28 protein-coding genes are annotated in these 24,163 nt (G+C 60.7%); 6 read left to right on the plus strand and 22 right to left on the minus strand.

The genetic code is table 11. The features are described 5' to 3' along the window. Positions 1 to 66 precede the first annotated feature (66 nt). The 6 genes from Q1A85_RS11405 to Q1A85_RS11430 all read right to left on the minus strand — a co-directional run bounded on the left by Q1A85_RS11405 (position 67) and on the right by Q1A85_RS11430 (position 6,241). Positions 67 to 1,593, minus strand: a complete 1,527-nt coding sequence (locus Q1A85_RS11405) for an AAA family ATPase (protein WP_299688869.1) — start codon at positions 1,591 to 1,593, stop codon at positions 67 to 69. Positions 1,594 to 1,634: 41 nt separating this feature from the next. Next, on the minus strand, positions 1,635 to 2,270 hold the full coding sequence (locus Q1A85_RS11410; RefSeq protein ID WP_299688872.1) for an acyl-homoserine-lactone synthase: 636 nt from the start codon (positions 2,268 to 2,270) through the stop codon (positions 1,635 to 1,637). A 112-nt stretch (positions 2,271 to 2,382) separates the two neighbouring features. After that, positions 2,383 to 3,099, minus strand: a complete 717-nt coding sequence (locus Q1A85_RS11415; RefSeq protein WP_299690171.1) for an autoinducer binding domain-containing protein — start codon at positions 3,097 to 3,099, stop codon at positions 2,383 to 2,385. Next, entirely contained in the window at positions 3,050 to 3,256 is a 207-nt protein-coding gene (locus Q1A85_RS11420; protein ID WP_299688875.1) for a hypothetical protein, read from the minus strand. Before Q1A85_RS11420 ends, Q1A85_RS11415 begins: the two co-directional genes overlap by 50 nt. Positions 3,257 to 3,470: 214 nt before the next feature. Continuing rightward, the gene (gene ccrA, locus Q1A85_RS11425) at positions 3,471 to 4,751 is read right to left on the minus strand and encodes a crotonyl-CoA carboxylase/reductase (protein WP_299688878.1); all 1,281 of its coding nucleotides are present in this window, start codon (positions 4,749 to 4,751) and stop codon (positions 3,471 to 3,473) included. 113 nt (positions 4,752 to 4,864) lie between these two features. Further along, positions 4,865 to 6,241 (minus strand): 1-acyl-sn-glycerol-3-phosphate acyltransferase, encoded by a 1,377-nt coding sequence (locus Q1A85_RS11430; protein WP_299688881.1) that lies wholly within the window; start codon positions 6,239 to 6,241, stop codon positions 4,865 to 4,867. Here Q1A85_RS11430 and Q1A85_RS11435 point away from each other — a divergent pair. The 4 genes from Q1A85_RS11435 to deoD all read left to right on the plus strand — a co-directional run bounded on the left by Q1A85_RS11435 (position 6,240) and on the right by deoD (position 10,137). Beyond that, positions 6,240 to 6,728: a hypothetical protein gene (locus Q1A85_RS11435; protein ID WP_299688884.1), complete on the plus strand. Its 489-nt coding sequence runs from the start codon at positions 6,240 to 6,242 to the stop codon at positions 6,726 to 6,728. The two genes, Q1A85_RS11430 and Q1A85_RS11435, sit on opposite strands and share 2 nt — an antisense overlap. 197 nt (positions 6,729 to 6,925) lie before the next feature. Then, on the plus strand, positions 6,926 to 8,887 hold the full coding sequence (locus Q1A85_RS11440; RefSeq protein WP_299688886.1) for a protein meaA: 1,962 nt from the start codon (positions 6,926 to 6,928) through the stop codon (positions 8,885 to 8,887). Positions 8,888 to 9,068: 181 nt separating this feature from the next. Continuing rightward, a complete protein-coding gene (locus tag Q1A85_RS11445) occupies positions 9,069 to 9,386 on the plus strand; it encodes an H-NS histone family protein (protein ID WP_299688889.1) in 318 nt (105 codons plus the stop codon). A gap of 46 nt (positions 9,387 to 9,432) precedes the next feature. Next, positions 9,433 to 10,137 carry a purine-nucleoside phosphorylase gene (gene deoD / locus Q1A85_RS11450; RefSeq protein ID WP_299688892.1) on the plus strand — a complete coding sequence of 235 codons (705 nt, stop codon included), beginning with the start codon at positions 9,433 to 9,435 and terminating at the stop codon, positions 10,135 to 10,137. 186 nt (positions 10,138 to 10,323) lie between these two features. Here deoD and Q1A85_RS11455 read toward each other — a convergent pair whose 3' ends face one another. The 14 genes from Q1A85_RS11455 to Q1A85_RS11520 all read right to left on the minus strand — a co-directional run bounded on the left by Q1A85_RS11455 (position 10,324) and on the right by Q1A85_RS11520 (position 20,972). Next, the gene (locus Q1A85_RS11455) at positions 10,324 to 11,175 is read right to left on the minus strand and encodes a DUF1989 domain-containing protein (RefSeq protein WP_299688895.1); all 852 of its coding nucleotides are present in this window, start codon (positions 11,173 to 11,175) and stop codon (positions 10,324 to 10,326) included. Positions 11,176 to 11,194: 19 nt separating this feature from the next. Next, positions 11,195 to 12,196 carry a hypothetical protein gene (locus Q1A85_RS11460; RefSeq protein ID WP_299688898.1) on the minus strand — a complete coding sequence of 334 codons (1,002 nt, stop codon included), beginning with the start codon at positions 12,194 to 12,196 and terminating at the stop codon, positions 11,195 to 11,197. Between the two features lie 7 nt (positions 12,197 to 12,203). After that, entirely contained in the window at positions 12,204 to 12,983 is a 780-nt protein-coding gene (locus Q1A85_RS11465) for a succinate dehydrogenase iron-sulfur subunit (protein WP_299688901.1), read from the minus strand. A 13-nt stretch (positions 12,984 to 12,996) separates the two neighbouring features. Beyond that, entirely contained in the window at positions 12,997 to 13,326 is a 330-nt protein-coding gene (locus tag Q1A85_RS11470) for a hypothetical protein (protein ID WP_299688904.1), read from the minus strand. Beyond that, on the minus strand, positions 13,323 to 14,006 hold the full coding sequence (locus Q1A85_RS11475; protein ID WP_299688907.1) for an FkbM family methyltransferase: 684 nt from the start codon (positions 14,004 to 14,006) through the stop codon (positions 13,323 to 13,325). Before Q1A85_RS11475 ends, Q1A85_RS11470 begins: the two co-directional genes overlap by 4 nt. 64 nt (positions 14,007 to 14,070) lie before the next feature. Beyond that, positions 14,071 to 15,876 (minus strand): succinate dehydrogenase flavoprotein subunit, encoded by a 1,806-nt coding sequence (gene sdhA, locus Q1A85_RS11480; RefSeq protein WP_299688910.1) that lies wholly within the window; start codon positions 15,874 to 15,876, stop codon positions 14,071 to 14,073. A 23-nt stretch (positions 15,877 to 15,899) separates the two neighbouring features. Further along, a complete protein-coding gene (gene sdhD, locus Q1A85_RS11485; protein WP_299688913.1) occupies positions 15,900 to 16,271 on the minus strand; it encodes a succinate dehydrogenase, hydrophobic membrane anchor protein in 372 nt (123 codons plus the stop codon). A 10-nt stretch (positions 16,272 to 16,281) separates the two neighbouring features. Then, entirely contained in the window at positions 16,282 to 16,665 is a 384-nt protein-coding gene (sdhC, locus tag Q1A85_RS11490; protein ID WP_299688916.1) for a succinate dehydrogenase, cytochrome b556 subunit, read from the minus strand. 150 nt (positions 16,666 to 16,815) lie between these two features. Further along, the gene (locus tag Q1A85_RS11495) at positions 16,816 to 17,475 is read right to left on the minus strand and encodes a DUF1194 domain-containing protein (RefSeq protein WP_299688919.1); all 660 of its coding nucleotides are present in this window, start codon (positions 17,473 to 17,475) and stop codon (positions 16,816 to 16,818) included. Between the two features lie 50 nt (positions 17,476 to 17,525). Next, positions 17,526 to 18,236, minus strand: a complete 711-nt coding sequence (locus Q1A85_RS11500; protein ID WP_299688922.1) for a DUF4344 domain-containing metallopeptidase — start codon at positions 18,234 to 18,236, stop codon at positions 17,526 to 17,528. Between the two features lie 71 nt (positions 18,237 to 18,307). Continuing rightward, entirely contained in the window at positions 18,308 to 19,351 is a 1,044-nt protein-coding gene (locus tag Q1A85_RS11505; protein WP_299688952.1) for a MaoC family dehydratase, read from the minus strand. Continuing rightward, the gene (locus Q1A85_RS11510; protein WP_299688955.1) at positions 19,351 to 19,554 is read right to left on the minus strand and encodes a DUF1737 domain-containing protein; all 204 of its coding nucleotides are present in this window, start codon (positions 19,552 to 19,554) and stop codon (positions 19,351 to 19,353) included. Before Q1A85_RS11510 ends, Q1A85_RS11505 begins: the two co-directional genes overlap by 1 nt. Positions 19,555 to 19,558: 4 nt before the next feature. After that, complete coding sequence (locus Q1A85_RS11515; RefSeq protein ID WP_299688958.1) at positions 19,559 to 20,116, minus strand: NnrU family protein; 558 nt, start codon at positions 20,114 to 20,116, stop codon at positions 19,559 to 19,561. A gap of 1 nt (position 20,117) precedes the next feature. Continuing rightward, positions 20,118 to 20,972, minus strand: coding sequence for a CoA ester lyase (locus tag Q1A85_RS11520; RefSeq protein WP_299688961.1), 855 nt, complete (start codon positions 20,970 to 20,972; stop codon positions 20,118 to 20,120). Positions 20,973 to 21,339: 367 nt separating this feature from the next. Here Q1A85_RS11520 and Q1A85_RS11525 point away from each other — a divergent pair, with 367 nt between their 5' ends. Further along, positions 21,340 to 21,648: a hypothetical protein gene (locus Q1A85_RS11525; protein ID WP_299690176.1), complete on the plus strand. Its 309-nt coding sequence runs from the start codon at positions 21,340 to 21,342 to the stop codon at positions 21,646 to 21,648. A gap of 55 nt (positions 21,649 to 21,703) precedes the next feature. Here the strand turns inward: Q1A85_RS11525 and Q1A85_RS11530 are convergent, their stop codons facing one another. Next, positions 21,704 to 22,141, minus strand: coding sequence for a GNAT family N-acetyltransferase (locus Q1A85_RS11530; protein ID WP_299688964.1), 438 nt, complete (start codon positions 22,139 to 22,141; stop codon positions 21,704 to 21,706). Then, a complete protein-coding gene (locus tag Q1A85_RS11535) occupies positions 22,138 to 22,893 on the minus strand; it encodes a sulfite exporter TauE/SafE family protein (protein ID WP_299688967.1) in 756 nt (251 codons plus the stop codon). Before Q1A85_RS11535 ends, Q1A85_RS11530 begins: the two co-directional genes overlap by 4 nt. Before the next feature lie 166 nt (positions 22,894 to 23,059). Between Q1A85_RS11535 and mdh the strand changes: the two genes are divergently transcribed. Next, entirely contained in the window at positions 23,060 to 24,022 is a 963-nt protein-coding gene (gene mdh, locus Q1A85_RS11540) for a malate dehydrogenase (RefSeq protein ID WP_299688969.1), read from the plus strand. Positions 24,023 to 24,163 lie beyond the last annotated feature (141 nt).

The following is a 24,163-nucleotide window of genomic DNA, read 5'->3' on the forward strand; positions in this document are numbered from 1 at the left end:
TGACGCGCAGGAACGAGGGGCCAGCCCCTCGCGCTCCCCGTGGTATTTTTAGTCAGAAGAAACGGATCAATCTTCGGTTGGTTCGCTGAGGGTCAGGGGGGCCGCTGGAGTGCTGCGCAGATCGTCAATCGTCAGCGGCGCAGATGGCTTGGCCAGCCGGTTGCGTACAACCCAGATCAGCCGTTCCTGTGCCCGCGTGATTGCCACATAGGCCAGCCGTTTCCACAAGGGTTGGCCTGCTTCGGTCCGGCCCATGCGGGCGGCGGTGTAAAGGTCGGGGGCAAAGACCTGCACAGTTTTCCACTGGCTGCCTTGTGCCTTGTGGATGGTTACGGCCGCTCCGTGGAGAAAAGCAGCGCCCATGCGGGCTGCATAGGGGATAAACGGCTCTTCCTCATCGGGTTTTTCTATTTTCACGATGGACGCGGCGGACACTTGCGGGTCCTCGGCCCCCATCACGTGCAAGCGCGAGAAGCCCGGCTTGCGCCCCTCGCCGAGATAGATGACCTGCGCGCCTTTGATCAGCCCACGCGCCTCGAGGTCGAGCCGTTTTTTCCTATGTTTCAGAGGCAGTTCCAGCCCGTCGCAAATCAAGGGCTCGCCTTCCAGCAGGCGATCATCCGGGGCCCCGTACACGGTGCGAAACGCTTGAATCAGCCGGACGCGGGTGACATTGCGCCAGACAAGTGCGGGGCTGCGCGCCATCAGGTCAACTTCGACCCGTTGGCCCCAGACCACGCGGTCATCGCGCGCTGCGGCGTCTTCGACCATGCGTTCGAACCGGTGGAAATCCACCTCTGGATCAGCCAGCGCATGGGCCAGATCGAGGATCGGGTTGTCTGCCGCTTGCCGGTGGATACGGCCAAGGTTCAGCACCCGAGGTGCGGGCAGGCTGTCGAAGACCATGGCACCTGACTGGTTCACCGGGGCAAGCTGCGCGGGATCACCAAACAGCAGGAGTGTCGGAAAGATTTCCTTGAGATCCTCGAACTGGCGGTCATCCAGCATTGAGGCTTCATCCACGAACCCGATATCGAGCGGTTCCTCGCGCCGTTTCCAACCCGTGATAAAGTCCGAGCCGCGCAGGCCCGCCGCCGCCAAGGCACCGGGAATCGATTTGTTGTTCTGGAAAAAGGCGGAAGCGCGGTCCAGTGCCTCTTCGGTCAGCCCCTCGACCTCGGGACGTTCGCCATTGCCAGCCAGCCATTCCGCGATGCGCTCGTATTCGGGGTCATAGACCGGAGTATAGAGGATACGGTGGATCGTGGTGGCCGGCACACCGCGAAAGCGAAGCACGCTTGCCGCCTTGTTCGTCGGCGCAAGGATGGCCAGCGTGCGTTTGTCCCGGCGCTTGCGACTTTCGTAGTCGCCCGACACGACCTCGACCCCTGCCCCTTCAAGCGCCTTGTAGAGTTCGGACAGCAACATGGTCTTGCCCGACCCCGCCTTGCCCGTCACGGCCATCACCGACGTGGCCGAAGATTTGGACGGCGTCAGCAGCGCGTCGTCGAGGTCTATTCCCGCGCCCCGCAGCATTTCGGTGACACTGTCAAAGGCGCTGGCCTGATCGTCGGAGAGGGCAAGATTGGTCATGGCGCGACCCTATAGGCCACTTCCGACAGGGACCAGACGGCTTAGGCGCTTTGGGCAAAGCTGGGGTGTGTTTGGGTGCCAAAGGCGCGGTCAAACCACTGACGCGATTGCGCAAGGGATATCCCGGCCCGCGCGGCCACCCGAGACGCGGCGTCAGGGTCAAAATGCCAAAGGCCCACGCTGATCTGGTCGCGGCCAGTGCCGGCACTGCCGAGCACCTCGGGCGAGGATCCGATCATGCGGTAGATGCGCACCATGCGGGCATCGAACACGCCAACGAAATGTTCCACGCCAAAGTTTTGCATGATCTCACCACCACCCAGCATGAGCGCAGCCGCCACATGTCCCCCCGCGCCGCGCGCGAGGCAAAAGCGGGTGCATTCCCAGATCAGCGGGCTGGTCACGGGACCCGAAATCAGTTCACCGAAATGCTCGTTCACCATGGTCCGCCCGGTGGTGGGCAAGAACCGCATGGACCCGCCATGGCGCCCGTCAGGTTCTTCCCAGATCACGTAGAGAGGGTTTAGTTGGTCGTACTGGTCACGCTCTTGCCCGTCGCCGTCAATGTCCACATCCCAACCAAGACGTGTCTTGAACTGATCGGCACGGTCTTCGAACATTGTGCGGGCCAAAAGGGGATAGTCGGCGAGGTCGGACGCATAAACGTAGCGCAGCATTGGTGGACTCCTTGTCAAACCGGGGCAGGTATGACTGAAATACTACCGATACGTGCGTTAACGTCTACTACCACCCGCGTACGGTGCAATCCTGCACAGCGCAACAGGCCGCTCAGACGACGATCAAACCGCGGCTCATGGCGCGGGCGACGGCATGTGTTGTGTTCAGCGCCCCCAATTTGAACCGCGCGCTTTCGATATAGACCCGCAGCGTATGCTCGGAAATCGACAGCGTGTCGGCGACCTGTGCGCGGCTGTAGCCCATGGCTAGCAATGTCATCGCGTCCACCTCACGCGGGCTGAGGGCCTGGGATTGTTCTGGCGTGCGGTCGGGTTCGAGCTCCAGTGCTTTTTGGTTAAAGTCGTGGGCGATCAAGATAAGATCGCGGCGATGCGTTTCGGTCCAGTTTGCCCACGTGTCATCATTGCATGAGTGGCTGATGGTAAAGAGTGCGAATTGTCCGTTCGGCCCCCGGATCGGCACCGAAAACCCCTGATTGCCAACCCCGTATGCGATGGCTTCGGCCTGAAACGCGCGGGCGGCCTTGCTTGACCAATCGAGGCGCTTCCAGTCCACTGGGTGAAACCGTTGAAAACACCCGACAATGACCGGATCAACGCGCAGGTAGTTCTGCTCGAGATACCGTTCCCGCCACGCGTCCGAGTAGGTGCCGCAACCATACTGATCCCCGGCGGAGTCGACCCAGTGGTACACCACATGATCAATCCCGTAATGGTCCCGTATTTGTTCTGACGCGCGCTGGAGGGCCTCAAGACCGTCAGCTTGCTCCAGCTCCTCCAAAATGAATTCCAACGGCTGTTTCGCCATTGCTGCGCTGACCATGCTGCGTATCCTTCATCGCGGCGATCTCGGCCAACGCCACAATTGCCGTGTCATCCAGCTGCTCAGCCAAGGCCGGCATCCCGTTTGCATGGGCAAATGTTTTAAGGTCAGCGAGAACGTCCAGTATCCAGTCACTTTTCATGGTCAGAGTCACTTCTCATTGGTTAACGAAAGATTAACACAACTATAGCATGTGTTAACTTCCCTTGAAAATTCACGTATTTCTCCTCCCCAAAAATGGTGAGGTCGCAAATTTTAAGTGTTTGAAACGGTTGGACCGGTCAAAAAACGCAAAACGCCCGCGCCACCATAGGGTGATTCGCGGGCGTTTCACACTCACCTTAAGCGTGTGACCGTCAGGAGCGCGCCTCCAGCGCGTCTTCCAAGGTGCGCAACCCCGTCTTGGGTGCTTGCACCAACACCGACATGTTGCCGGGCTTGTGCTCGTTGCGGAGCATCTTCATGTGGGCCTGCGGCAAGTCATCCCAATCGAACACCTCGGACATGCACGGATCCAGCCGACGCTCCACCATCAGGTGGTTCGCAGCCGACGCCTGTTGCAGGTGCGCAAAGTGGCTGCCCTGCAAACGCTTCTGGTGCATCCACATATATCTGACGTCAAAGGTGCAATTGAACCCGGTGGTGCCTGCACAGATCACAACCATGCCGCCCTTTTTGCAAACAAAGGTGGACACAGGGAACGTCGCCTCGCCGGGATGTTCGAACACCATATCCACATTGTTGCCCTTGCCGGTGATGTCCCAGATCGCCTTGCCGAACTTGCGCGCCTCTTTGAACCAGTCCGCATATTCAGGCGTGTTCACCGTGGGCAGTTGCCCCCAGCAATTGAAATCCTTGCGGTTCAGGACACCTTTGGCACCGAGGTCCATGACAAAGTCACGCTTGCTCTCGTCACTGATCACACCGATCGCATTGGCGCCTGCGGTGTTGATCAACTGGATCGCATAGGACCCCAGACCACCCGAAGCGCCCCAGACCAGCACGTTCTGGCCCGGTTTCAGGTCATGCGGTTCGTGACCAAACAACATCCGGTATGCCGTGGCGAGTGTCAGCGTGTAGCACGCGCTCTCTTCCCATGTCAGATGTTTGGGCCGCGGCATCAGTTGCTGCGCCTGCACGTTGGTAAATTGGGCAAAGGAGCCGTCGGGCGTCTCGTAGCCCCAGATACGCTGGCTGGGCGAATACATTGGATCGCCACCATTACAGTGTTCGTCGTCGCCGTCGTCCTGATTGCAGTGGATCACGACCTCGTCGCCGACCTTCCAGCGTTTGACCTTGTCGCCCACCGCCCACACGATGCCCGACGCATCGGAACCGGCGATGTGGTATGGCTGTTTGTGCCCGTCAAACGGGCTGATCGGCTGGCCCAAAGCCGCCCAAACACCGTTATAATTCACGCCTGCGGCCATCACGAGCACCAGCACCTCGTGACTGTCCAGCACGGGCACGTCCACCACTTCCAACTGCATCGCGGTATCGGGTTCACCGTGACGCTCGCGGCGGATGGCCCATGCGTACATTTGCTTGGGCACGTAGCCCATGGGCGGCATCTCCCCCATTTCATAGAGGTCTTTTTCCGGTGCGTCGTAGGACGCGATGCTGGTGTCGAGTGCCATTGCAGCCTCCATAGCCAATATTTTTCCGCCGCAGCGCAGAATCGATGCGGTATTTGCCGTGGATATGGCTCAAAACGAAAGAAAGCAACACGAAAAAGTCTGATTTTGTAATTTTATGACTTTGCGGTCGCAGCATTTTCGACGTCGGGCGCGATCCGGATGCTGTTGGCGTAATATTGCAATAGCGGCTGTTCCGCCGCGACCATGACCCAATGATCGTCGTCCTTGATGATCATGCCACGCGTGTGCATCCGCTTTAGCGCCGCGTTCACAAAGCCCGGAAAACTGTCGCGGGACACACGGGGACGGGTGCCGATTGTCAACCGAAACAGCGCCTCGGCCTCTTCCATCAACGCCGCCTTGCTCAACGGTCCCTGCGCGTGCAGAAACAAATGCGCCAGAAGCGGCACGCCAAAGACGGGCATCGACCGTTCCACCCGCTCTTTCAGCTCTGCCGCCAACAACTCGACCGCGCCCACATCTGGTTGCGCCCGCAAGGACAGCGGCTGACCAAAGCTGACACTGGCCGCACCAAACCCCATGTGCTTGCCCCGGATACGTTTCCAGAACATCTTGAGCGCAAAGCCCATGACCACGGAAATGCGCGCCGGAAACCGGCGGTCCCCCCGTTGATGGGCCGCGATCAGCACACGGTCCTCCAATACGCGATCATAGTTGATCGCCACAGGCACAAAGACGATATCGCGGCCTTCAGGGTCGTAGGCGTCGATCACATATGACAGCAGCCCCATCTTGAACGGCTTGAGCGTGCCATCGACGCTCAACCCGCCTTCGGGAAAAATCGCCTGAGTCACGCCACCTTCGGTCGCAAGTTGCACATATCGGGCCAGCACCTTTCGATACAGTTGCCCGCGCGATTTGCGGCGAATGAAATAGGCCCCCATGGATTTGATCAACCGGCTGAGCGGCCAGACCCGCGCCCATTCCCCAACCGCATAGCTGAGCGCAGAGGCGCGCGCGGCCAGATAGGTCACCAGCACATAGTCCATGTTGCTGCGGTGGTTCATCACAAAGACCACCGTTGCATCGCTGGGAATATCCTTGAGATGCGCAGTGTTCTGCGTGGCCGTGTGTACCGTATACAGTGAGTTGGCAAGCCAGCGCGCGGCGCGAATGCCAAAGCCGAAATAGGCAAAGGCGGAAAAGCTGGGCACGATTTCCCGCGCATAGCGCCGCGCCATCTGAAACGCCACGTCTTCGCGGACGTCATTTTCCTTGGCATGGACCACAATGGCCTGACTGACCTCCGGATCGTAGATCAGCCGCTGGATCATGTCGTGGCGGCGGGCCAGCTTGAACGGCTCAATCGGCACCGTCAGCCGTTCATTCAGCCGTGCCACGGCCCGCTCCAGCCTGCGGCGAAAGAACCAGCGGACGGATGGAAACAAAAAGTGCGACGCAAAGGTGACCGCGGCAAACAGCACGATCAGCACAAAAAACCACAGAGGAAGTTCAACGGTTTGCCACATGGCGCAACACTTGCAGGCGTATGGGCGCGGGACAACACGTAACTTTGCGCTGGCAGCCCGTGCGCCGTCGGCGCAACATAGTGGCATGTATGATGGCGACAGTTTCTTTACCCTCGGGGTGGCGGGTCAGATTGGTTTGCTGATCTTGTCTTTGGTTATGGCGGCGGCAGCGTTGGGTGTGACGCGGCTGATGACATTTCACCGCCCCCTGATATTGCGCCCCTTTATTTGGGGGGTGCTGTTCATCAGCTTTATCTGGCTGTCGCCCCAAGGCTACTATACCTATTACCGTCTGATCTTTGACGGGTTGCCCGCACAGTCGGTGATCAAGGCCCCGCCCCGCCCCGAAGAATTGCTGGCCTACATGACCTTTACCGGAGACGCGACATTGTCGGCACATTCCGTGGGTGTGCTTGGATGGTTGATGCTGGGTGTGGCGATGCTGCCCCGGCGCAAGACACAGCGTCCTGCCCCTCCCCAAGTTTGATCCCACCGATTAGAAATGCCGACGCTGTTTGCAAGCGCAGGAGAAATGCCGACGCCGTTTGCAAGCGCGGCAGAAATGCCGACGCCGTTTGCAAGCGCGGCAGAAATGCCGCGACGCAGCGGATTGACGGAGAGACAAAGTTTCGTTTATCACGCCTATAACGCAATTTTCTTGCTCAGATGATTCACGAGGCCGCCATGACCCAGAAAGACCGCCCCTGGCTGATCCGCACCTATGCTGGCCATTCCACCGCTGCCGCATCCAATGCGCTGTACCGGGCAAACCTCGCCAAAGGACAGACCGGCCTCAGCGTGGCCTTCGATCTGCCAACGCAGACCGGATATGACAGCGACCACGTTCTGGCACGGGGCGAAGTGGGCAAAGTCGGCGTTCCGGTCGCGCATTTGGGCGATATGCGCACCCTGTTTTCGGAGATCCCTCTGGAACAGATGAACACGTCAATGACGATCAACGCGACTGCCCCATGGCTGCTTGCGCTCTATATCGCTGTGGCCGAGGAACAGGGCGCAGACGTGTCAGCACTGCAAGGCACCGTACAAAATGACCTGATCAAGGAATACCTGAGCCGCGGCACCTATATTTGCCCGCCGGAACCCAGCCTTCGGATGATCGCGGATGTGGCCGAATACTGCTATTCCAATCTGCCCAAATGGAACCCGATGAACGTCTGTTCCTATCACCTGCAAGAGGCGGGTGCGACGCCAGAACAGGAATTGGCCTTTGCTCTGGCGACCGCCACTGCGGTGCTGGACGCTCTGAAACCCCGCATCGCGCCGGAGGATTTTCCGGCCGTGGTCGGGCGCATTTCCTTCTTTGTGAATGCGGGTATCCGGTTTGTGACCGAGATGTGCAAAATGCGCGCCTTTGTCGATTTGTGGGACGAGATTTGCGAAACACGCTATGGCGTGACCGATCCAAAATTTCGCCGTTTCCGCTATGGCGTTCAAGTCAATTCGCTTGGCCTGACCGAACAGCAGCCAGAAAACAACGTCTACCGTATTCTGATCGAAATGCTGGCCGTCACCCTGTCGAAGAAAGCCCGCGCCCGCGCCGTGCAATTGCCCGCGTGGAACGAAGCGCTTGGCCTGCCGCGCCCGTGGGATCAGCAATGGTCGATGCGGATGCAGCAGATTATGGCCTACGAGACCGACTTGCTGGAATTTGACGATCTGTTTGACGGCAACCCGGCAGTCGACGCCAAGGTCGAAGCGCTCAAGGACGGCGCGCGCCATGAATTGGCCAGCCTCGATGCAATGGGCGGAGCAATTGCGGCAATTGACTATATGAAAGGGCAATTGGTGCAATCCAATGCCGACCGCCTTGGTCGGATCGAAAAGGGTGAAACGGTTGTCGTCGGCGTGAACAAATATCAGGCGGGCGAGCCGTCGCCGCTAATGACAGGTGATGGCGGTATCATGGTTGTGGACCCTGCGGTCGAAGCCGAACAGATTTCGCGGCTGGATGCATGGCGCGCTGCACGCGACAGCGATGCGGTGGCCAAAGCATTGGCCGATCTGCGCGCGGCAGCCGCTGCGGGCGAGAACGTCATGCCTGCCTCTATTGCCTGCGCCCGCGCCGGCGTAACAACGGGCGAATGGGCCGCACAGATGCGCGCCGTTCACGGAGAATATCGTGGTCCCACTGGCGTTTCGTCTGGCAGGTCGAACAAGACCGAAGGGCTGGATGACCTGCGCGACGCCGTGGACGCGGTCAGTGACCGTTTGGGGCGGCGGCTGAAATTCCTTGTTGGCAAGCCGGGTCTTGATGGTCATTCGAATGGGGCTGAACAGATTGCTGTGCGCGCGCGCGATTGCGGCATGGACATCGCCTATGAAGGCATCCGCCTCACCCCCGAAGAGATCGTGGCGGCGGCACGTGACGACGCAGCCCACGTGGTGGGCCTCTCCATCCTGTCAGGAAGTCATATCCCATTGGTCGAGGATCTGATGCAGCGGATGCAGGCCGAAGGTTTGGGCCACATTCCTGTCATTGTCGGCGGCATTATTCCGGATGAAGATGCCCAAAGACTGCGCGCCTTTGGCGTGGCGCGCGTCTATACGCCAAAAGATTTCGAATTGAACATGATCATGATGGATATCGTGACATTGGCTGATCCGACGGCAGTTGCGGCGGAATAATCCTATTTAAAGTGCCCGCCTGAGTTCAGCAAATTTCGCGTCAGAGTTACATCCGTTCGCGCAGCGGTGGCAATCGGCTGTTTTTTGCCGACCTTGACACAAATGCGGACGGCCAACCCATTGCTTGTAGCGCATTTATTCTCGTATTGGATAAAAACCACTCAGAATTAGGAATAAAAGAATGGCCAAGAGTCTCGAAAAGATGTCCCATCAGGAGCTTGAAAAATTGCGTACAGATGTGGACGCCGCTTTGATGGCTGCAAAGAAACGGGATAAAAAGGAGGCGCGCAAAGCTGCAGAAGCCGCAGCAGCGGAATATGGCTTTACGCTGGCGGAATTGATGGGCGGCTCTGGCGGCAAATCTTCTGGCAAGGGCGGTGTTGCCAAATACGCCAACCCCGAAAACCCATCGCAAACCTGGACTGGCAAAGGCCGCCAGCCGAAATGGTACAAGGATGCAATGGCTGCGGGCACCGATCCCGCAACGCTTGAGGTCTGATCCCCAGTCAGGCTACCAGTCACTCGACACCAATCAGGAGAGTGACATGACCGTCCATATCGGGGCCGCGCCCGGCCAAATCGCTGAAACCGTTTTGATGCCGGGCGACCCCTACCGCGCGCGTTGGGCCGCCGAGACCTTTCTTGACGGGGCGGAGCTGGTCAACGAAGTGCGCGGCATGTTGGGGTTTACCGGCACATGGCGCGGCAACCGGGTCACCATTCAGGGGTCCGGCATGGGAATGCCGTCCCTGTCCATCTACGCCAACGAATTGATGGCGGAGTACGGCGCGCAGACGCTGATCCGTATCGGGTCCTGTGGCGGGATGCAGGCGCATGTCGGTATTCGCGATGTGATTATCGCGATGACAGCCTCCACGATCACCTCACCCTCCTCGGGCATATTCCGCGAAGTGAACTATGCACCGTGTGCAGACTACGGCCTGCTGAAGGCCGCCGTCGCGGCGGCAGATGCCAAAGGCACCAAGACGCATGTGGGTGGGATTTATTCGTCTGACGTATTCTACGCCGAGCGCCCCGATCTCGACGAACAAATGGTGCGACATGGTATTCTGGGGGTCGAGATGGAGGCCGCAGAGCTTTATACCCTTGCCGCGCGGCATGGACGTCGGGCGCTGGCTGTGCTGACGGTCAGCGACCACCTCCAGACCGGCGAGGCATTGCCATCGGAAGATCGCGAGCGGAGCTTTGGCGATATGGTCGAAATTGCCCTGGAAGCGGCGTTTGCCTGAGGCGAAGTTCGTCTTGAGCACCGGGCCATTGGCCTAAATGCGGCCTCTGTGCGGCCCCCCGTCGCGGACATGTAAGATGCAGATAAACCCTTGGTTCGCGCCCACCCAAGTTGGGCGCGCGCCGACGCGTGTGGCAGTCCGACCCTTCGGGGAGGATTTTTTGGGGACAGAGACGGCAGGGGCGCTTTAGCCCATGCCGTGCGTCCGATCATAGGCGTTTTTGGGCGGCGATTGCCATCCGTGAAGCGTACCGGGGGCCGGTTGGAACACCTCAATCCTGAGCGGGTGGCACGGGGCCACATCGGACGTATGTTCTGACCCGCAATCACCACCGGGACATGCGCTGAGCGCACCCAAAAGGTCGATTTCCGCAAAGAATTCGATGTAGTCACCGGGGCGCACCGGGCTCGCCTTCATAAAGTATTGACCGGTGTCGCGGGTGAAGCCCGTGCACATGAACACGTTCATGACGTCGTGCACCTGCATTTCGGCCTCGCGCAGTGGCAGGCCGGTATGCGCGCTGAGCGCGCGCGTCAGGTTGGAATGGCAACAATGGTGGTAATGGCCGCCTTGCAGCAGATTGCCGGTATATGGGTCACAGCGCGTGCCGATCACGTCATGCACACCGCCGCCAAAATCGTCGAACCCATACCAGTCGAGCGTATCGGTGGTGATCGTGGCCATCGGGCGCAAGAAGGGAAAACTGCTCCAGAGCCGGTCGCCGGTGTTTACATGTGTGCCGTGCAGGGCGCGGGTCTTGCCGGAATAGAACCGTTCGGAGAGGTCGTGCAGGTTCCACAGGTTCAAATCCCCAACTTGCGGGCCATCGACGCTTGTGATGCGGAAAAAGCAGCCTGCCGGCACTTCGAAACACGCGGCCTCACGCGGGTCAGCTGTGACCACGCAAAGGGGTGTGGCTGTGGCGCGGGCCGCTGCATAAAGCGTCAGATCGGGCTGCGGCAATGTTTCGGGTGGATAGCAGATCACCGGGGCGATGGCGCGGCGGGCGTCGGCGTCGGCGTCGGACGGCTGGGTCATTGCGGGTCCTTTTCTGCGATCATGTGCGCAGCAGTTTGCGCAGTTTGAATCCCGCGCGGGTCATTGCAACAAAGCCACGTGGCGGGTCGGCGCGACTGACAAACACGCGCTCAAACTGCTCCATCACGGCCGCCGGCGCGAAAGGCGCCACGAGGCCCTTCCAGTCATAGGGGGCGGCACTGCGCAAATCGCGCGCCTTTGCCAGAAAGTCGTCCGCATCGCGGTAAAGCGCGCCAGGGGCCGGGTGCAGGATCGTGCGGTGGTTGCCGTCTTTGCCCCCCTGCCACGCCAGCACGGGCCGGTCGTGGAACAGGAATTCGCAAATCGCGAGGCCAAAACTTTCACCTCGCTTGCGGGCGTGGATCATCGCGTCACAGGACAGAATGAAATTCGATTTGTCGACCGGGTCGGTCACAGGATCACGGAACAGGACGCGGGGATGATCAATGAAAGGTGCCGTGTTAACGAACACACACCATACATCTTCGTCCGTCAGCAACTGCGGCAGGGCCGATTTCACGAAATCCAGATCGAACGTGTCGTAGCCACCATAGCGGCCATAGACAAAAGCACCTTCGGGAATTCCCCAAGCGTCACGCTGCGACGTGCCCGGCGGCAAGGTGACAATGTGCGGTACGTGCGGATAGCGGCCCCCGGTGCAGTACAGCGCCAACCATTCGGACACGTATGCATAGCTGGCGCCATGCGGATCAAAGGCCTGAAACACCGCATGGATAGCGCTGGGTGTGTCGGGGCTGACCAGCCCGTCCTGCCCGCCATATTTGATGAAATAGGTAAGGTCAGCACCGGACCCCGCGATGTCGCCCAACCGCTCGTATTCCGTCAGCGGAAAACGCGCGGCGAACTTGGCCACGATCCCTGCGTCCGTTTCCGCCTGGCCTTTTGGATAACACACCATCGCCTCGTGCCCGAGCAGGGCTTCGGCAAAATGAGCGTAGTCATAGATGGCCTGGGCCGTTCCGCGCAGGCCCAGGTCGTTGGCATGAAAAAGGATTTTCACGAAACCCTCAGACGGTGCGCTCGACCATCATTTTTTTGATATTGGCAATTGCTTCGGCGGGGTTCAGGCCCTTGGGGCAGGTCTTGGCGCAGTTCATGATGGTGTGGCAGCGATACAGCTTGAACGGGTCTTCAAGGTCGTCGAGCCGTTCGCCTGTGGCCTCGTCCCGGCTGTCGATGATCCAGCGGTAGGCGTGCAAAAGCGCTGCTGGCCCAAGGTAGCGGTCGCCATTCCACCAGTAGCTGGGGCAGGACGTGGAGCACGACGCACACATCACACATTCATAGAGACCGTCGAGTTTTTTGCGGTCCTCGATCGACTGACGCCATTCCTTGGCGGGGCGGTTCGTCTTGGTCTCAAGCCACGGCATGATACTGGCGTGCTGCGCGTAGAAATGGGTGAGGTCTGGGATCAGGTCCTTGACCACGGGCATGTGGGGCAGCGGATAGATTTTGACGTCGCCCTTTACCTCGTCCATGCCGTAGATGCAGGCGAGCGTGTTGATGCCGTCGATATTCATCGCGCACGATCCGCAAATCCCCTCGCGGCAGGAACGGCGGAAGGTCAGCGTCGGGTCGATCTCGTTCTTGATCTTGATCAGCGCGTCCAGAATCATCGGACCGCAGGTGTCCATGTCGACGAAATAGGTGTCGACGGACGGGTTTTTGCCGTCATCGGGGTTCCAGCGATAAATCTGGAATTTGCGCAGATTGGTGGCACCCTCGGGCTTGGGCCACGTCTTGCCGGTTGTGATGCGGCTGTTCTTGGGAAGTGTCAGTTGGACCATTGCGGTTCTCCTTTCACGCGGTGAGCAGGGTAAGCCCTGCCCGTGTGACGCACTGTTGAGTTTCGGGGCGCTGGAGCACTTGGGTGACCAGCGCAACTGTGGTTTCTGAGACGCCGATCACGGCGTCCTTGGCAAATTCGCCGATTTCGCGGGCGGTGGCGTTGTCGATCACGCAGTCGGTAAAGGGCGTGACCGCCTGTTTCGGCACCGCCGGGAACCGGGTGGTGAGGGTCTCGGCCACCGCCGCCTTGGCGCTGCGGCGAGCGACATCGTCCACCGCCTGGGTCGCCTCCGCGCAGGCCGTCAGGGTCAAAAGCGTGACAAGGGCCAGCGTGCGGATCATGCGGCGTCCCACCGTGTAAAGAGCAGGTCCATATGCCGGGGCTGCGACCGTTTGGTTGGACCATCGGCAATGGCCAGAACGTCGCGCATTTCCAGCCCGTGGGCGGCAAGCGTGGCAATCGCGGCCGAAGGCGGATCAACCCCTTCGAAACGGCGGGCCATGGACAGCTCAAGGATCACAAAGTCGGTCTGTTTCAATGTTTCTGTCGCCCCGGCAAGAACTTGTGCCTCGAACCCTTCGGTGTCGATCTTGATCCCAAAGGGGCCGACGTGACCTGTGGCAAGGCTGTCGAGGGTCACGACGGGCACATCGCGGGTCTTTGTGTCGGTAAAACTGCCCGCAAGTGCGTCGCGCCGTTCCAGCAGGCTGGCCATGGCCCCGCCCTGCCCCGGTTTGGTTTCGGGGATGGTCAGGGTCATCTGCCCCGGCGCGGACCCAACGGCTACCGCGTGAAAGTCGCCCTTGGCCGGGCGCGGACCGGGCAAATCGCCTTGCGGGTCGATCAGCACAAAATGCGCGTCGGGAAAGCTGTCATACAGCCACGGCGTTCCTTCGAACACGCCCACGTCGAAAACGGTGGCGGGCTCGAACCCGTAGGTGCGCAGGTAGAACGGGCGCGTTTTGTGGGGGTGGATGACCAGCCCCTCTTTGCGCGCAAGTTCTCTGAGCTCACCCAGCATGGGCGGCCTCAAACCCGCCGCCGGGGCGAGCATGGGGGCGTGTGACAGCACAGGGCCACCGGCCTTAGTAGACCCGCGCCTTGGGCGCGATTTTCTTGAGGTCGATGCCCCCGTCATTGTGGCTGGTCAGAGGCTGCGTGATCACACCGCGGAAACCAAGCGATGCCTCATTGCCCTTGAACCAGATGAGCGAATGCTTGCGCCAGTTCTCGTCGTCGCGGTCCGGGTAATCCTCGTGCGCATGGGCGCCGCGGCTTTCCTTGCGGGCTGCCGCCGCCGTGACTGTGGCCACAGCGTTGGGGATCAGGTTGGTCAGTTCCAGCGTTTCCATCAGGTCGGAGTTCCACACCAGCGACGTGTCCGAAACCTTGAGATCGCTGATCTTGCCCGCGACGCCCTCCATTTTCTCCTGACCTTCGGCCAATGTCTTGTCGGTGCGGAAGACGGCCGCATCCTGCTGCATCGTCTTTTGCATCTCAAGCCGCAGTTCTGCCGTTGGCACGTGGCCGCCCGCATACCGCAGCCCGTCAAACCGGCTGAACGCCGCCTCGATCGACCGCTTGCTGGGCGTGGGCACCGCTGCCTCTGCATCCACAACTTCGCGGGCGCGAATGGCCGCCGCACGGCCAAAGACCACGAGGTCGATGAGAGAGTTGGAGCCCAGACGGTTCGCCCCGTGAACAGAGGCACAGCCTGCCTCACCCACGGCCATCAGGCCCGGTGCAATGGCGTTGGGGTTGTCTTTGGTTGGGGCGAGCACTTCGCCCCAGTAATTCGTCGGGATACCACCCATGTTGTAGTGCACAGTGGGCAGGACCGGGATCGGCTCCTTGGTCAGGTCCACGCCTGCGAAAATGCGCGCACTTTCCGAAATGCCCGGCAGACGTTCTGCCAGCGTTTCCGGCGGCAGGTGGTTGAGGTGCAGGTGGATGTGATCCCCCTCCGCGCCCACGCCACGCCCTTCGCGGATCTCCAGCGTCATGCAGCGGCTGACCACATCACGGCTGGCGAGGTCCTTGTAGGTGGGCGCATAGCGTTCCATGAACCGCTCACCCTCGGAATTGGTGAGGTAACCGCCCTCGCCCCGCGCGCCTTCAGTGATCAGGCAGCCCGATCCGTAGATGCCAGTGGGATGGAACTGCACGAATTCCATATCCTGCAGCGGCAAACCTGCGCGCGCCGTCATACCACCGCCGTCGCCGGTACAGGTGTGCGCGGATGTGGCGCTGAAATAGGCGCGGCCATAGCCACCCGTCGCCAGCACGACCATCTTGGCCGCAAACAGGTGCATCGTGCCGTCATCCAGCTTCCAGCAGAGCACACCCTGACATTCCCCGTCATCGCCCATGATCAGGTCGATGGCGAAATATTCGATGTAGAATTCCGCGTTGTTCTTGAGCGATTGACCATAGAGCGTGTGCAGGATCGCGTGGCCGGTCCGGTCCGCTGCGGCACAGGTGCGTTGCACCGGGGGCCCTTCGCCAAATTCTGTGGTGTGTCCGCCAAAGGGGCGTTGGTAAATCTTGCCCTCTTCGGTGCGCGAAAACGGCACGCCGTAGTGTTCAAGCTCGTAAACCGCTTTGGGCGCCTCACGGGCGAGGTACTCCATGGCATCGGTGTCGCCCAGCCAATCCGAACCCTTGACTGTGTCGTACATATGCCACTGCCAGTTGTCGGGCCCCATGTTCGACAGCGATGCGGCAATGCCGCCCTGAGCGGCCACAGTGTGCGAGCGGGTCGGAAAAACCTTGGTCACACAGGCGGTGCGCAGGCCCTGTTCGGCCATGCCCAGGGTTGCGCGCAATCCGGCCCCACCGGCCCCAACCACAACGACGTCATATTCATGTGTTTCGTAATCGTAAGCAGCCATGGACTTGCCTCCTTGGGCTTCAATCAAAGTGCGATGCGGGCGATGGCGAACACGCCTGTCGCCGCCGCGGCGTAGCTCAGGCAGATCATGGCGAGGATCGCCACCTTCTGCGCTGTTCCATGAACGTAGTCCTCGATCAGCACCTGCACACCGTCCTTAAAGTGCATCATGGTCACCACGATGGTCAGCGCGGCCACAATCGCCGGGAAAGGCCGCGCGAAATACGCCGTCACATCCGCGTGGCTTTCACCCAACATCGGACCAAAGGTAAAGACGAACAGGGGAATCAGGATCAGCAGTGCAAAGCTGCTGACTTTCATGGCCCAGAAATGTGCGGTGCCGGTCTTGGCAGAGCCCATGCCCACGGCGCGTTTGCGGTCGGTCAGATAGCGCATCCGTCTCTCCTCAGATCACGATGATGGTGAACAGGGTCAGAACAACAGACCCGCCAATCACGGCCCAGCCCATCTTTTCCGCTGTGTCGAGGTCAAGGCCGATGCCGTTGTCCCACATCAGGTGCCGCACGCCAGCCAGCGTATGATACCACAGCCCCCACAGCGACAAGGTCATCACCAGATCGCCGAAAAAGCTGGTCAGCACCCCGTCGGCCACTGCAAAATACTCAGGCGACGTGGCCGCAGCCAGCAACCACCAGATCACCAACAGCGACGAGATCAAAAGGGCATTGCCTGTGATCCGTGTCAGGATCGACGTCATCGACGTCAGTTGCGGGCGGTAGATGGTCAGGTGTGGCGAGAGCGGGCGATTGCCCCGATTGACATCGGCCATGGCGCTTCCTTTTCTTTGGCTGAGCCAGTGATAGCGGATTTTACGCGCAAGTCACGTGCCCAGCGGTCACAAGTGGCGCGGTTTTTTGGCGCATTAGAGGGAATTCGCCGACAACGTGATCACTTATTTCCAAGCTGTGATCACAAAGAGCTACTTTGCCACATCGACGGCCTGTCTTGTGGTCTCGCGCTGGAGTTTGCGTTTGATCTGAACCGGATAGTCCGCGAATCCATCCGCCGTCATCACAAAGGCACCCGGACCCGCAATCAGGTTCTCAAAGAAATAGGCGGTCAGGTCGGTGCTATCGGTCTCAATGGCCAGGGCATTTACAGTGATCCCATCTGCATTGAGAGCGGCGCGTTGCGTGTCTGGCGCGATGCCTTCGTTCGAAATGCCGTCGCCGGACACGTCGATGACCCGGCGCGCGCACTGCGGCACCTCTGCAAAGGCCGCGCGCGACACGGCAAGCGCCTCTCCAATGGCGGTGGAATAGTTGCGCCAAATCCGCTCGTCCTGATCAATTCGGTCAGCCAGCGCCAAAACATCTGCATAGCTGTGCATCGGCGTCCATGGGATTGTCTGGCGTTGGCGTGACGCGCCCGTCCATTGCACCAGCGCCACATGGGCCTGCTGGCTGACCAGCGCGTCTGCCACGATCCCGTCACGCAGGCCCGTGGCCAGTCCGCCCATCTGGACGCGGAATTCCTGCCGATCCACCGATCCCGACACATCGACCGCCAGAAGCAAGGCCAGATCGCAAGCATGGCCAAGCGTGGGCAGCATCGACAGAAGGGTGGCGTATCGCAGCATGGCCCGACCCTAGCGGGGCTTTTGCCCGTAGGTCGATCACATTTCCGCGTCTATTCAATCAAGGCAAAGAGTGCGCGCAAATGAGCTTCGAATTCGGTACACATCACAATCTCGACCGTGGCGGGATCGTAATAGGCGTTGGCCTCGCCACAGGGTGCAACGCGCACGGCAATGGGTTCAGGAAAGATGAAATCGCCGTTGAGGGCCGCCACCTCCGCACCAACCAGTTCAGCTGTCATGGACTGCTTGCCATCCGCATCAAAAATCAGGCTGTCGCCGGGGCCTGCGATCTCGTCCATTACAGCGCCCCAACTGTCCATCGCCAGATCGTATTCCTCGGGGCAGGTGTCGGCACGCTCTTCGGGCAGGCCCATATCGGCTGCAAAACCGTCGCGCGCTTGCGGGTTGGCGCCGTAGAACAGGCAGACGGTGTTAAAAAAACGCTGTTCGTCTGGCCCGTGCACGTCCCAGTAGATGGCATCCGCGCCCAGTTCCGCCTCTGCCCAGAACCCAAAGGCGGCATCATAGGCCAAATCCTGCGCGACATCCTCCTCATAGAACGTGTCGATCATCAGGATGGAGGCGACATCGGCGGCATCCTCCTCTTGGCCGAACACAGGCAGGCCCAGCACGTCGATCATCGCGTGGCCCAACTCGTGATAAAAGACACTCAAGAGGTTTGCCGCGACAAATCGGTCCTCGTCCGCGTTGGCAAAGGCAATGCCAGGAACAAGCAGACAGAAGATCAGGTAACGCAACATCAGCCTCCTCCGGGCGCTTAAGGGATGGCGGGTGGGGTGTCGTTCGTCAGAACGCACGTCACCCGGTATCCCTACACCGGAAGCAAAGCCCAATAATCAAGGTCGAGCAAGACGTCGGGCAGGTATTTGCCGTCTGCGCCGCGCAACGCGAACGGCGCGCCACCCTTGGTCGCCACCAGACGCAGGCGCAGCGCACCGACCCCCGGCGCTGCCGTTTCGGCGCTGTCCAGAACTTCCGTCCACGCGCGGATCGTGTCCCCGGCAAGACAAGGGTTGGCATGAGCCCCTGCGTTCAACCCCACCACCAACTGCGCGTTGGCCAAGCCGTTGAAACTCAACGCCCGCGCCATAGAGATCACATGCCCACCATAGATCAGCCGCGTGCCGTCAGGTCGCGCGGACGTATCGAAATGCACTTTGGCCGTGTTCTGCCAAAGGCGCGTGGCCATCATGTGCTCGGCCTCCTCGACCGTGACACCGTCGACATGGTCGATGCGCTCACCCACTGCATAGTCGCCCCAGCGATGCGGCTCCCCGGCGAGGGCAAAATCATAGCTGCCAAAGTCGAGACCTTGCGGCACCACAAGGCTTTCAGCGGGCACTGCGTCGGCAAGCGCGGGCACCACCGTTTCGGGCGCGGCTGCGTCCATATCCCGCTTGCGCACCATAACCCAACGCACATAGCTCAATACCGCTGTTCCGTGCTGATTGCGCCCGGTCGTGCGCACCCAGACCACGCCCGTCTTGCCATTGGAATTCTGCTTCAGCCCGATCACTTCGGAACTCGACCGCAGCGTGTCCCCCGGCCAAACCGGCGCCAGCCAACGGCCTTCGGCATAGCCCAGATTGGCCACCGCATTCAGAGAGATGTCAGGCACGGTTTTGCCAAACACCGTATGAAAGGCGATCATATCATCCAGCGGTGCAGCTGGCAGGCCGCAGGCCTGCGCAAACGCATCCGATGAATACAGCGCGTGCCGCGCCGGATAGAGCGCATGATAAAGCGCCCGCTCGCCAGCGCCGACAGTCCGCGGCACAGCATGGTCAATCACCTGACCCACGCGGTAGTCTTCAAAAAAGCGGCCCGCATTGGTCTTGGCTTTGGCATGGGCCATCATTGGTCTCCCAGCTTGATGTCGGGGTGGTAGTCGCCCGCCACGTCTTTGACGACCGCCTGTCCGCAGCGCATCACACCCGCTGCGTGGTCCCATGTCTGGGTCGGGCTGCCCTGCAACTCCCACCCTGTATTCAGCGCGGCCGTGACCTTGTGGCAAAAGGCGGACGTGTCCTCTTCGGACAGAAAACGGTAGAGTTTCATATGTTTACCCCGGGAACGGCCAGACACCCAGCCAGCTGTGGACAAAGCCGATGGCACCCAAGGCGACCACGGACGCCGCCATGAACATCGCATCCTTGGCATAGGAGCGTTCAGCAGGCGCCGGGCTCCAGTTCGGCTCGGCCGCGTTGATGATGCGCGCGGTGGCAATCGCCCAGACCAGCAATCCGCCAAACAGAATGATTGACGCCAGATCGCCATTCACCAGCAGATGCACGACCGCCCAGATCGAGAACCCGGTGAGCATCGGATGGCGCATCCCCGCCAGCAGCTTGCCGCGTTTGGCCGCCGGAGTGAGCAAGTAGATGGCAACCAGCATCCCCAGATTGTTGATATGGACCATGAATGCAGGCGGCTGCCAGACCGGGACAAACTCCGTCCCACGATAGCCGATGACCATCAGCACGATACCAATGGCCAGCGCCGCCGTTACGATCCCCTTGCCGCCGTCGCCCATCGCCGCCCGACGATCAGGGGCCACACGTTTGAACAGATGGGCCGCCCACCACAGGGCAACGCCGACACATAAAATGATCCAGTACATGCTATCCCTCCGCCATGACCGCGATCGCCTCGGCCTTGGCCAGGGTCTCGCGCGCGGTCACGATGTGCAGGTTTTCGACGATCCGTCCATCCACAACCGCGACGCCCTGCCCTGCCGCCTCGGCCTCTTCGAAGGCGGCGATCTGACGGCGCGCAAGGTCGACCTCGTCCTCAGACGGGGAAAAGGCCGCGTTGGCCACATCGACCTGCGCCGGGTGGATCAACGTTTTGCCGTCAAAGCCCATATCACGGCCCTGTTCGCATTCCATGGCAAGCCCGTCCGTATCCTTGAAGGCGTTGTAGACACCGTCGATGATCGCAACCCCGTGGGCTTTGGCCGCCAGCACGCACAGGCCAAGCCCGGTTTGCAGCGCAAGCCGGTCGGCCCGGAACCGGGTCTGAAGCTCTTTTGCGAGGTCGTTGGTGCCCATGACCATGCCTTCGAGCTTTGGGTGGGCTGCGATGTCGGCGGCATTGAGCATTCCCAGCGGGCTTTCCATCATGGCCCACAGGGGTATATCGCCGGTATGGGCCGCCAGCGCATCAAGATCGGCAGGGCTGTCCACCTTGGGCAGCAGAATGGCATCAGCCCCCATCCCTGCCGCCGCGACAGCGTCAGCCAAGCCCCAATCGGTGTCAAAACCATTGATGCGGACGATTTTCATCCGATGGCCATATCCGCCTGTTGCCAAGGCCTCTGCCAAAGTTGCGCGCGCCGTTTCCTTTTCGTCCGGCGACACAGCATCCTCGAGATCAAAGATAATCGCGTCCACAGGCAACCCGCGTGCCTTGTCCAGCGCACGCGGCTTTGAGCCGGGAATGTAAAGCACGGAGCGAAGCGGACGGGCAGTGGCCATGGGCGGATTCCTGAAGTCATAAAGTTGCGCGGAAAGGGGCATTTTTTTGCACATAGTTCAAGAGCAATTGCGCTGCAGTGCAGAAATTTCTGCGTAAAATCTGTGCTGCAAGGCCGCATCGCTCAAATTGCAAGGAACACCGCGCGCAGGGTTAACCATTAATTCAACCTCACGGCGCAGGCTGATCCCCGTTCCGCTCTCTTCGGGAGGGCCGTTTCGGCAGGGCCGCCGAGGACTTTGCGGGAGTGAGACGCGGAACATCGAACCGGGGCTGCCCGGTCATCGCCGGACGATCCGGATGGGCCAGATGACCAGTGGTTTTGCCACTTGCTTGGGAAAGGCGAACGTGATGACACGGAATTTCATGATGATGGGCGCACTGGCCGCGACCGCCCTGCTGGGTGCTTTTGGTGCCACTGCGGCAGACGCACAGCAACAGCGCAATTGCGGACCCCGCGACGTTGTGGTGACGCGGCTGGCCGAAGGGTACGGTGAAACGCGGCAGTCCATGGGGCTGGGTGCCAACAACGCGGTGATCGAGGTGTTTGCCTCCGAGGAGACGGGCAGTTGGACCATCACGGTGACCACACCCAACGGCATGACTTGCCTTGTTGCCTCTGGTCAGGCGTTCGAAGAACTGGCCGAGGCGCTGCCTGCCAAGGGCAACGACGCCTGAGATCCGGGCCTGAATTGGAAATCAGGAAGGGGCGCGCCAAGTGGTGCGCCTTTTTTCATGGTCGCCGCAGCGGCGCGCGGCGCAGGGTCATGCCCCATTTTTCGTCTGCGCTGAAGCCAAGCGCCTCGTAGAACCCGCGGGCCTCTGCGGTCTGACCGGTCAACAGCATGATCTTGTAGCAATCAGTGCCCCATGCGGCCTGCACGGCCGCCTCCATCACACGGCGACCGTGACCGGCACCACGGTGATCGGCATCAGTGACCACATTTTCGATCAGTGCGTAGGGCCGCCCGCCTTGGGTCATGTTGGGCAGGATGTGCAGCGTTGCCATGGCGCGGGCGAATGCCCCGTCCCAATCGCCCAGCACGGTCGTTCCGGGATGAGCGATGACAGCTGCGAACGTCTCCGGCGCAGCGAGCGGTTGGTCCCCGACCAGATGCCGGTAAAGCCGGATGGCAGCGTCCGTGTCAGCGGCGAAAAAGGCGCGGATCATGTCAGTCCGTCCCAGATCAGCTTGGTCCCTGTTACGGTAAGCAACACGTAGGTGAGCGCAAAGAATATGCGTTCCGGCACCATGAAGTGCATCTTGACCCCGATCCAGGCGCCCAGCAGAGCAAAAGGCGCAAGCGCCAGATTGGCAAGTCCCGTTTCCGCCGTGAACATCCCCAGAAAGGCGTAAGGCACGAATTTGGCGATATTGATGGCGGTAAAGATCAGCACCGTGTTGGCCTGATACTCGGTCTTGGTTGTCTTGAGCGACAACAGGTAAACGGCCGCAGGTGGCCCCCCCGCGTGACTGACAAAGCTGGTAAAGCCCGCGACCGTGCCCGCCAGCCCGCCCGCCCAGCGTGGCAGGGCCGACGCGGCGATGCGAATCCAGCCGCGCGATCGGCCCAGTTGCCAGATGACAAACCCGATGGAAATCACACCGATGAGCACGCGCAGCACGTCCGGGTTGGACTGGGCGTAGAACGCCGCCCCGATGGCCACTCCGGGCACACCGCCGAGGATCATCAGCCGCGCCGTGGGCCAGTGCCATTTGCGCCAATAGGGCCGCAGCGTCGCCACGTCGACCAGCATCAGCAGGGGCAGCATGACGCCCAGCGCCAGTCCCGGTTCCACCACCAGTGCCAGAATCGAAGAGGCTGCGAACGCGGCCCCCGACCCGAACCCGCCTTTGGAGATGCCCGCAAAGATGGCAGCAGGCCCGGCAATGGCAAAAAAGGCCCAAGTCAGGTCGAGCATCGGAAAACGTCCGTAAAAACTGTGCGTTCCCTTTCCCTTAGCGCGCGGCGTGCGTCACCGCCAGAGCAGGCGGGCGGTCGTGCCGCAGTGCAGCAGACTTGCAAGGTCCGCGCCCAAGCGCTAGGCACCGCGCCAACGAAAACCCCTAGTGCGGAGAATTTCACCCATGGCCAGACCCAAGATCGCGCTGATCGGCGCCGGGCAGATCGGTGGCACCATTGCCCACCTCGCAGCGCTCAAGGAACTGGGCGACATCGTCCTGTTCGACATCGCCGAAGGCACGCCCGAAGGCAAAGCGCTGGATATCGCGGAATCCGGTCCCTCCGAAGGGTTCGACGCCAAGCTGAAGGGCACACAGTCCTACGCGGACATCGCGGGCGCAGATGTCTGCATCGTGACCGCCGGTGTGCCGCGCAAACCGGGGATGAGCCGCGATGACCTCTTGGGCATCAACCTCAAGGTTATGAAATCCGTCGGCGAAGGCATTGCCGCCAACGCCCCCGACGCCTTTGTCATCTGCATCACCAACCCGCTCGACGCGATGGTTTGGGCGCTGCAACAGTTCTCGGGCCTGCCCGCTGAAAAGGTCTGCGGCATGGCTGGTGTGCTGGACAGCGCGCGCTTCCGCCACTTCCTCGCCGAGGAGTTCGACGTGTCGATGAAGGACGTGACGGCATTTGTGCTGGGCGGCCATGGCGACACGATGGTGCCATCTGTGCGCTATTCGACTGTTGCAGGTATCCCGCTGCCCGATCTGGTCGACATGGGCTGGACCACACAGGAAAAGCTGGACGCGATTGTGCAACGCACCCGTGACGGCGGCGCCGAGATCGTTGGCCTGCTGAAAACCGGTTCCGCCTATTATGCACCTGCCACATCCGCCATTGAGATGGCCGAAGCCTATCTCAAGGATCAAAAGCGCGTGCTGCCCTGTGCAGCGAATTGCGACGGTGAATTTGGCCTCAAGGGCATGTATGTGGGTGTGCCCACCGTGATTGGTGCGGGCGGCATCGAGCGCATCGTGAACATCAAGCTCAACAAAGAAGAGCAAGAGATGTTCGACGCCTCGGTCAAAGCCGTGCAGGGCCTGGTCGACGCGTGCAAAGGCATCGACGACAGCCTCGCCTGATCGACAGCACAACGGATCGCGCGCGGCTCTTGCGCCGCGGGCGATCCACACGATTACGGTCAATGGGGGGAGTATGAAGGCAACGCTGAACGCAGCGGCTCTGTGCAGCGGCCTCTTTATTTCCGCGGCGCACGCAGCCCC

The organism is uncultured Tateyamaria sp. (assembly GCF_947503385.1).
In the GTDB taxonomy this organism is placed as follows: Bacteria; Pseudomonadota; Alphaproteobacteria; order Rhodobacterales; family Rhodobacteraceae; genus Tateyamaria.

Bases quoted from the DNA above. Each gene is read 5' to 3' on its own strand.
- Q1A85_RS11535 (WP_299688967.1), bottom strand. From the start codon at position 22,893: ATGCTCGACCTGACTTGGGCCTTTTTTGCCATTGCCGGGCCTGCTGCC.
- Q1A85_RS11495 (WP_299688919.1), bottom strand. From the start codon at position 17,475: ATGCTGCGATACGCCACCCTTCTGTCGATGCTGCCCACGCTTGGCCAT.
- Q1A85_RS11440 (WP_299688886.1), top strand. From the start codon at position 6,926: ATGACCCAGAAAGACCGCCCCTGGCTGATCCGCACCTATGCTGGCCAT.
- deoD (WP_299688892.1), top strand. From the start codon at position 9,433: ATGACCGTCCATATCGGGGCCGCGCCCGGCCAAATCGCTGAAACCGTT.
- sdhD (WP_299688913.1), bottom strand. From the start codon at position 16,271: ATGCGCTATCTGACCGACCGCAAACGCGCCGTGGGCATGGGCTCTGCC.
- ccrA (WP_299688878.1), bottom strand. From the start codon at position 4,751: ATGGCACTCGACACCAGCATCGCGTCCTACGACGCACCGGAAAAAGAC.
- Q1A85_RS11465 (WP_299688901.1), bottom strand. From the start codon at position 12,983: ATGGTCCAACTGACACTTCCCAAGAACAGCCGCATCACAACCGGCAAG.
- Q1A85_RS11505 (WP_299688952.1), bottom strand. From the start codon at position 19,351: ATGGCCCATGCCAAAGCCAAGACCAATGCGGGCCGCTTTTTTGAAGAC.
- Q1A85_RS11420 (WP_299688875.1), bottom strand. From the start codon at position 3,256: ATGAAAAGTGACTGGATACTGGACGTTCTCGCTGACCTTAAAACATTT.
- Q1A85_RS11515 (WP_299688958.1), bottom strand. From the start codon at position 20,116: ATGTACTGGATCATTTTATGTGTCGGCGTTGCCCTGTGGTGGGCGGCC.
- Q1A85_RS11405 (WP_299688869.1), bottom strand. From the start codon at position 1,593: ATGACCAATCTTGCCCTCTCCGACGATCAGGCCAGCGCCTTTGACAGT.
- Q1A85_RS11520 (WP_299688961.1), bottom strand. From the start codon at position 20,972: ATGGCCACTGCCCGTCCGCTTCGCTCCGTGCTTTACATTCCCGGCTCA.
- Q1A85_RS11510 (WP_299688955.1), bottom strand. From the start codon at position 19,554: ATGAAACTCTACCGTTTTCTGTCCGAAGAGGACACGTCCGCCTTTTGC.
- sdhC (WP_299688916.1), bottom strand. From the start codon at position 16,665: ATGGCCGATGTCAATCGGGGCAATCGCCCGCTCTCGCCACACCTGACC.
- Q1A85_RS11525 (WP_299690176.1), top strand. From the start codon at position 21,340: ATGATGGGCGCACTGGCCGCGACCGCCCTGCTGGGTGCTTTTGGTGCC.
- Q1A85_RS11430 (WP_299688881.1), bottom strand. From the start codon at position 6,241: ATGTGGCAAACCGTTGAACTTCCTCTGTGGTTTTTTGTGCTGATCGTG.
- Q1A85_RS11530 (WP_299688964.1), bottom strand. From the start codon at position 22,141: ATGATCCGCGCCTTTTTCGCCGCTGACACGGACGCTGCCATCCGGCTT.
- sdhA (WP_299688910.1), bottom strand. From the start codon at position 15,876: ATGGCTGCTTACGATTACGAAACACATGAATATGACGTCGTTGTGGTT.
- Q1A85_RS11500 (WP_299688922.1), bottom strand. From the start codon at position 18,236: ATGTTGCGTTACCTGATCTTCTGTCTGCTTGTTCCTGGCATTGCCTTT.
- Q1A85_RS11410 (WP_299688872.1), bottom strand. From the start codon at position 2,270: ATGCTGCGCTACGTTTATGCGTCCGACCTCGCCGACTATCCCCTTTTG.
- mdh (WP_299688969.1), top strand. From the start codon at position 23,060: ATGGCCAGACCCAAGATCGCGCTGATCGGCGCCGGGCAGATCGGTGGC.
- Q1A85_RS11435 (WP_299688884.1), top strand. From the start codon at position 6,240: ATGGCGCAACACTTGCAGGCGTATGGGCGCGGGACAACACGTAACTTT.
- Q1A85_RS11470 (WP_299688904.1), bottom strand. From the start codon at position 13,326: ATGATCCGCACGCTGGCCCTTGTCACGCTTTTGACCCTGACGGCCTGC.
- Q1A85_RS11445 (WP_299688889.1), top strand. From the start codon at position 9,069: ATGGCCAAGAGTCTCGAAAAGATGTCCCATCAGGAGCTTGAAAAATTG.
- Q1A85_RS11475 (WP_299688907.1), bottom strand. From the start codon at position 14,006: ATGCTGGGTGAGCTCAGAGAACTTGCGCGCAAAGAGGGGCTGGTCATC.
- Q1A85_RS11455 (WP_299688895.1), bottom strand. From the start codon at position 11,175: ATGACCCAGCCGTCCGACGCCGACGCCGACGCCCGCCGCGCCATCGCC.
- Q1A85_RS11415 (WP_299690171.1), bottom strand. From the start codon at position 3,099: ATGGCGAAACAGCCGTTGGAATTCATTTTGGAGGAGCTGGAGCAAGCT.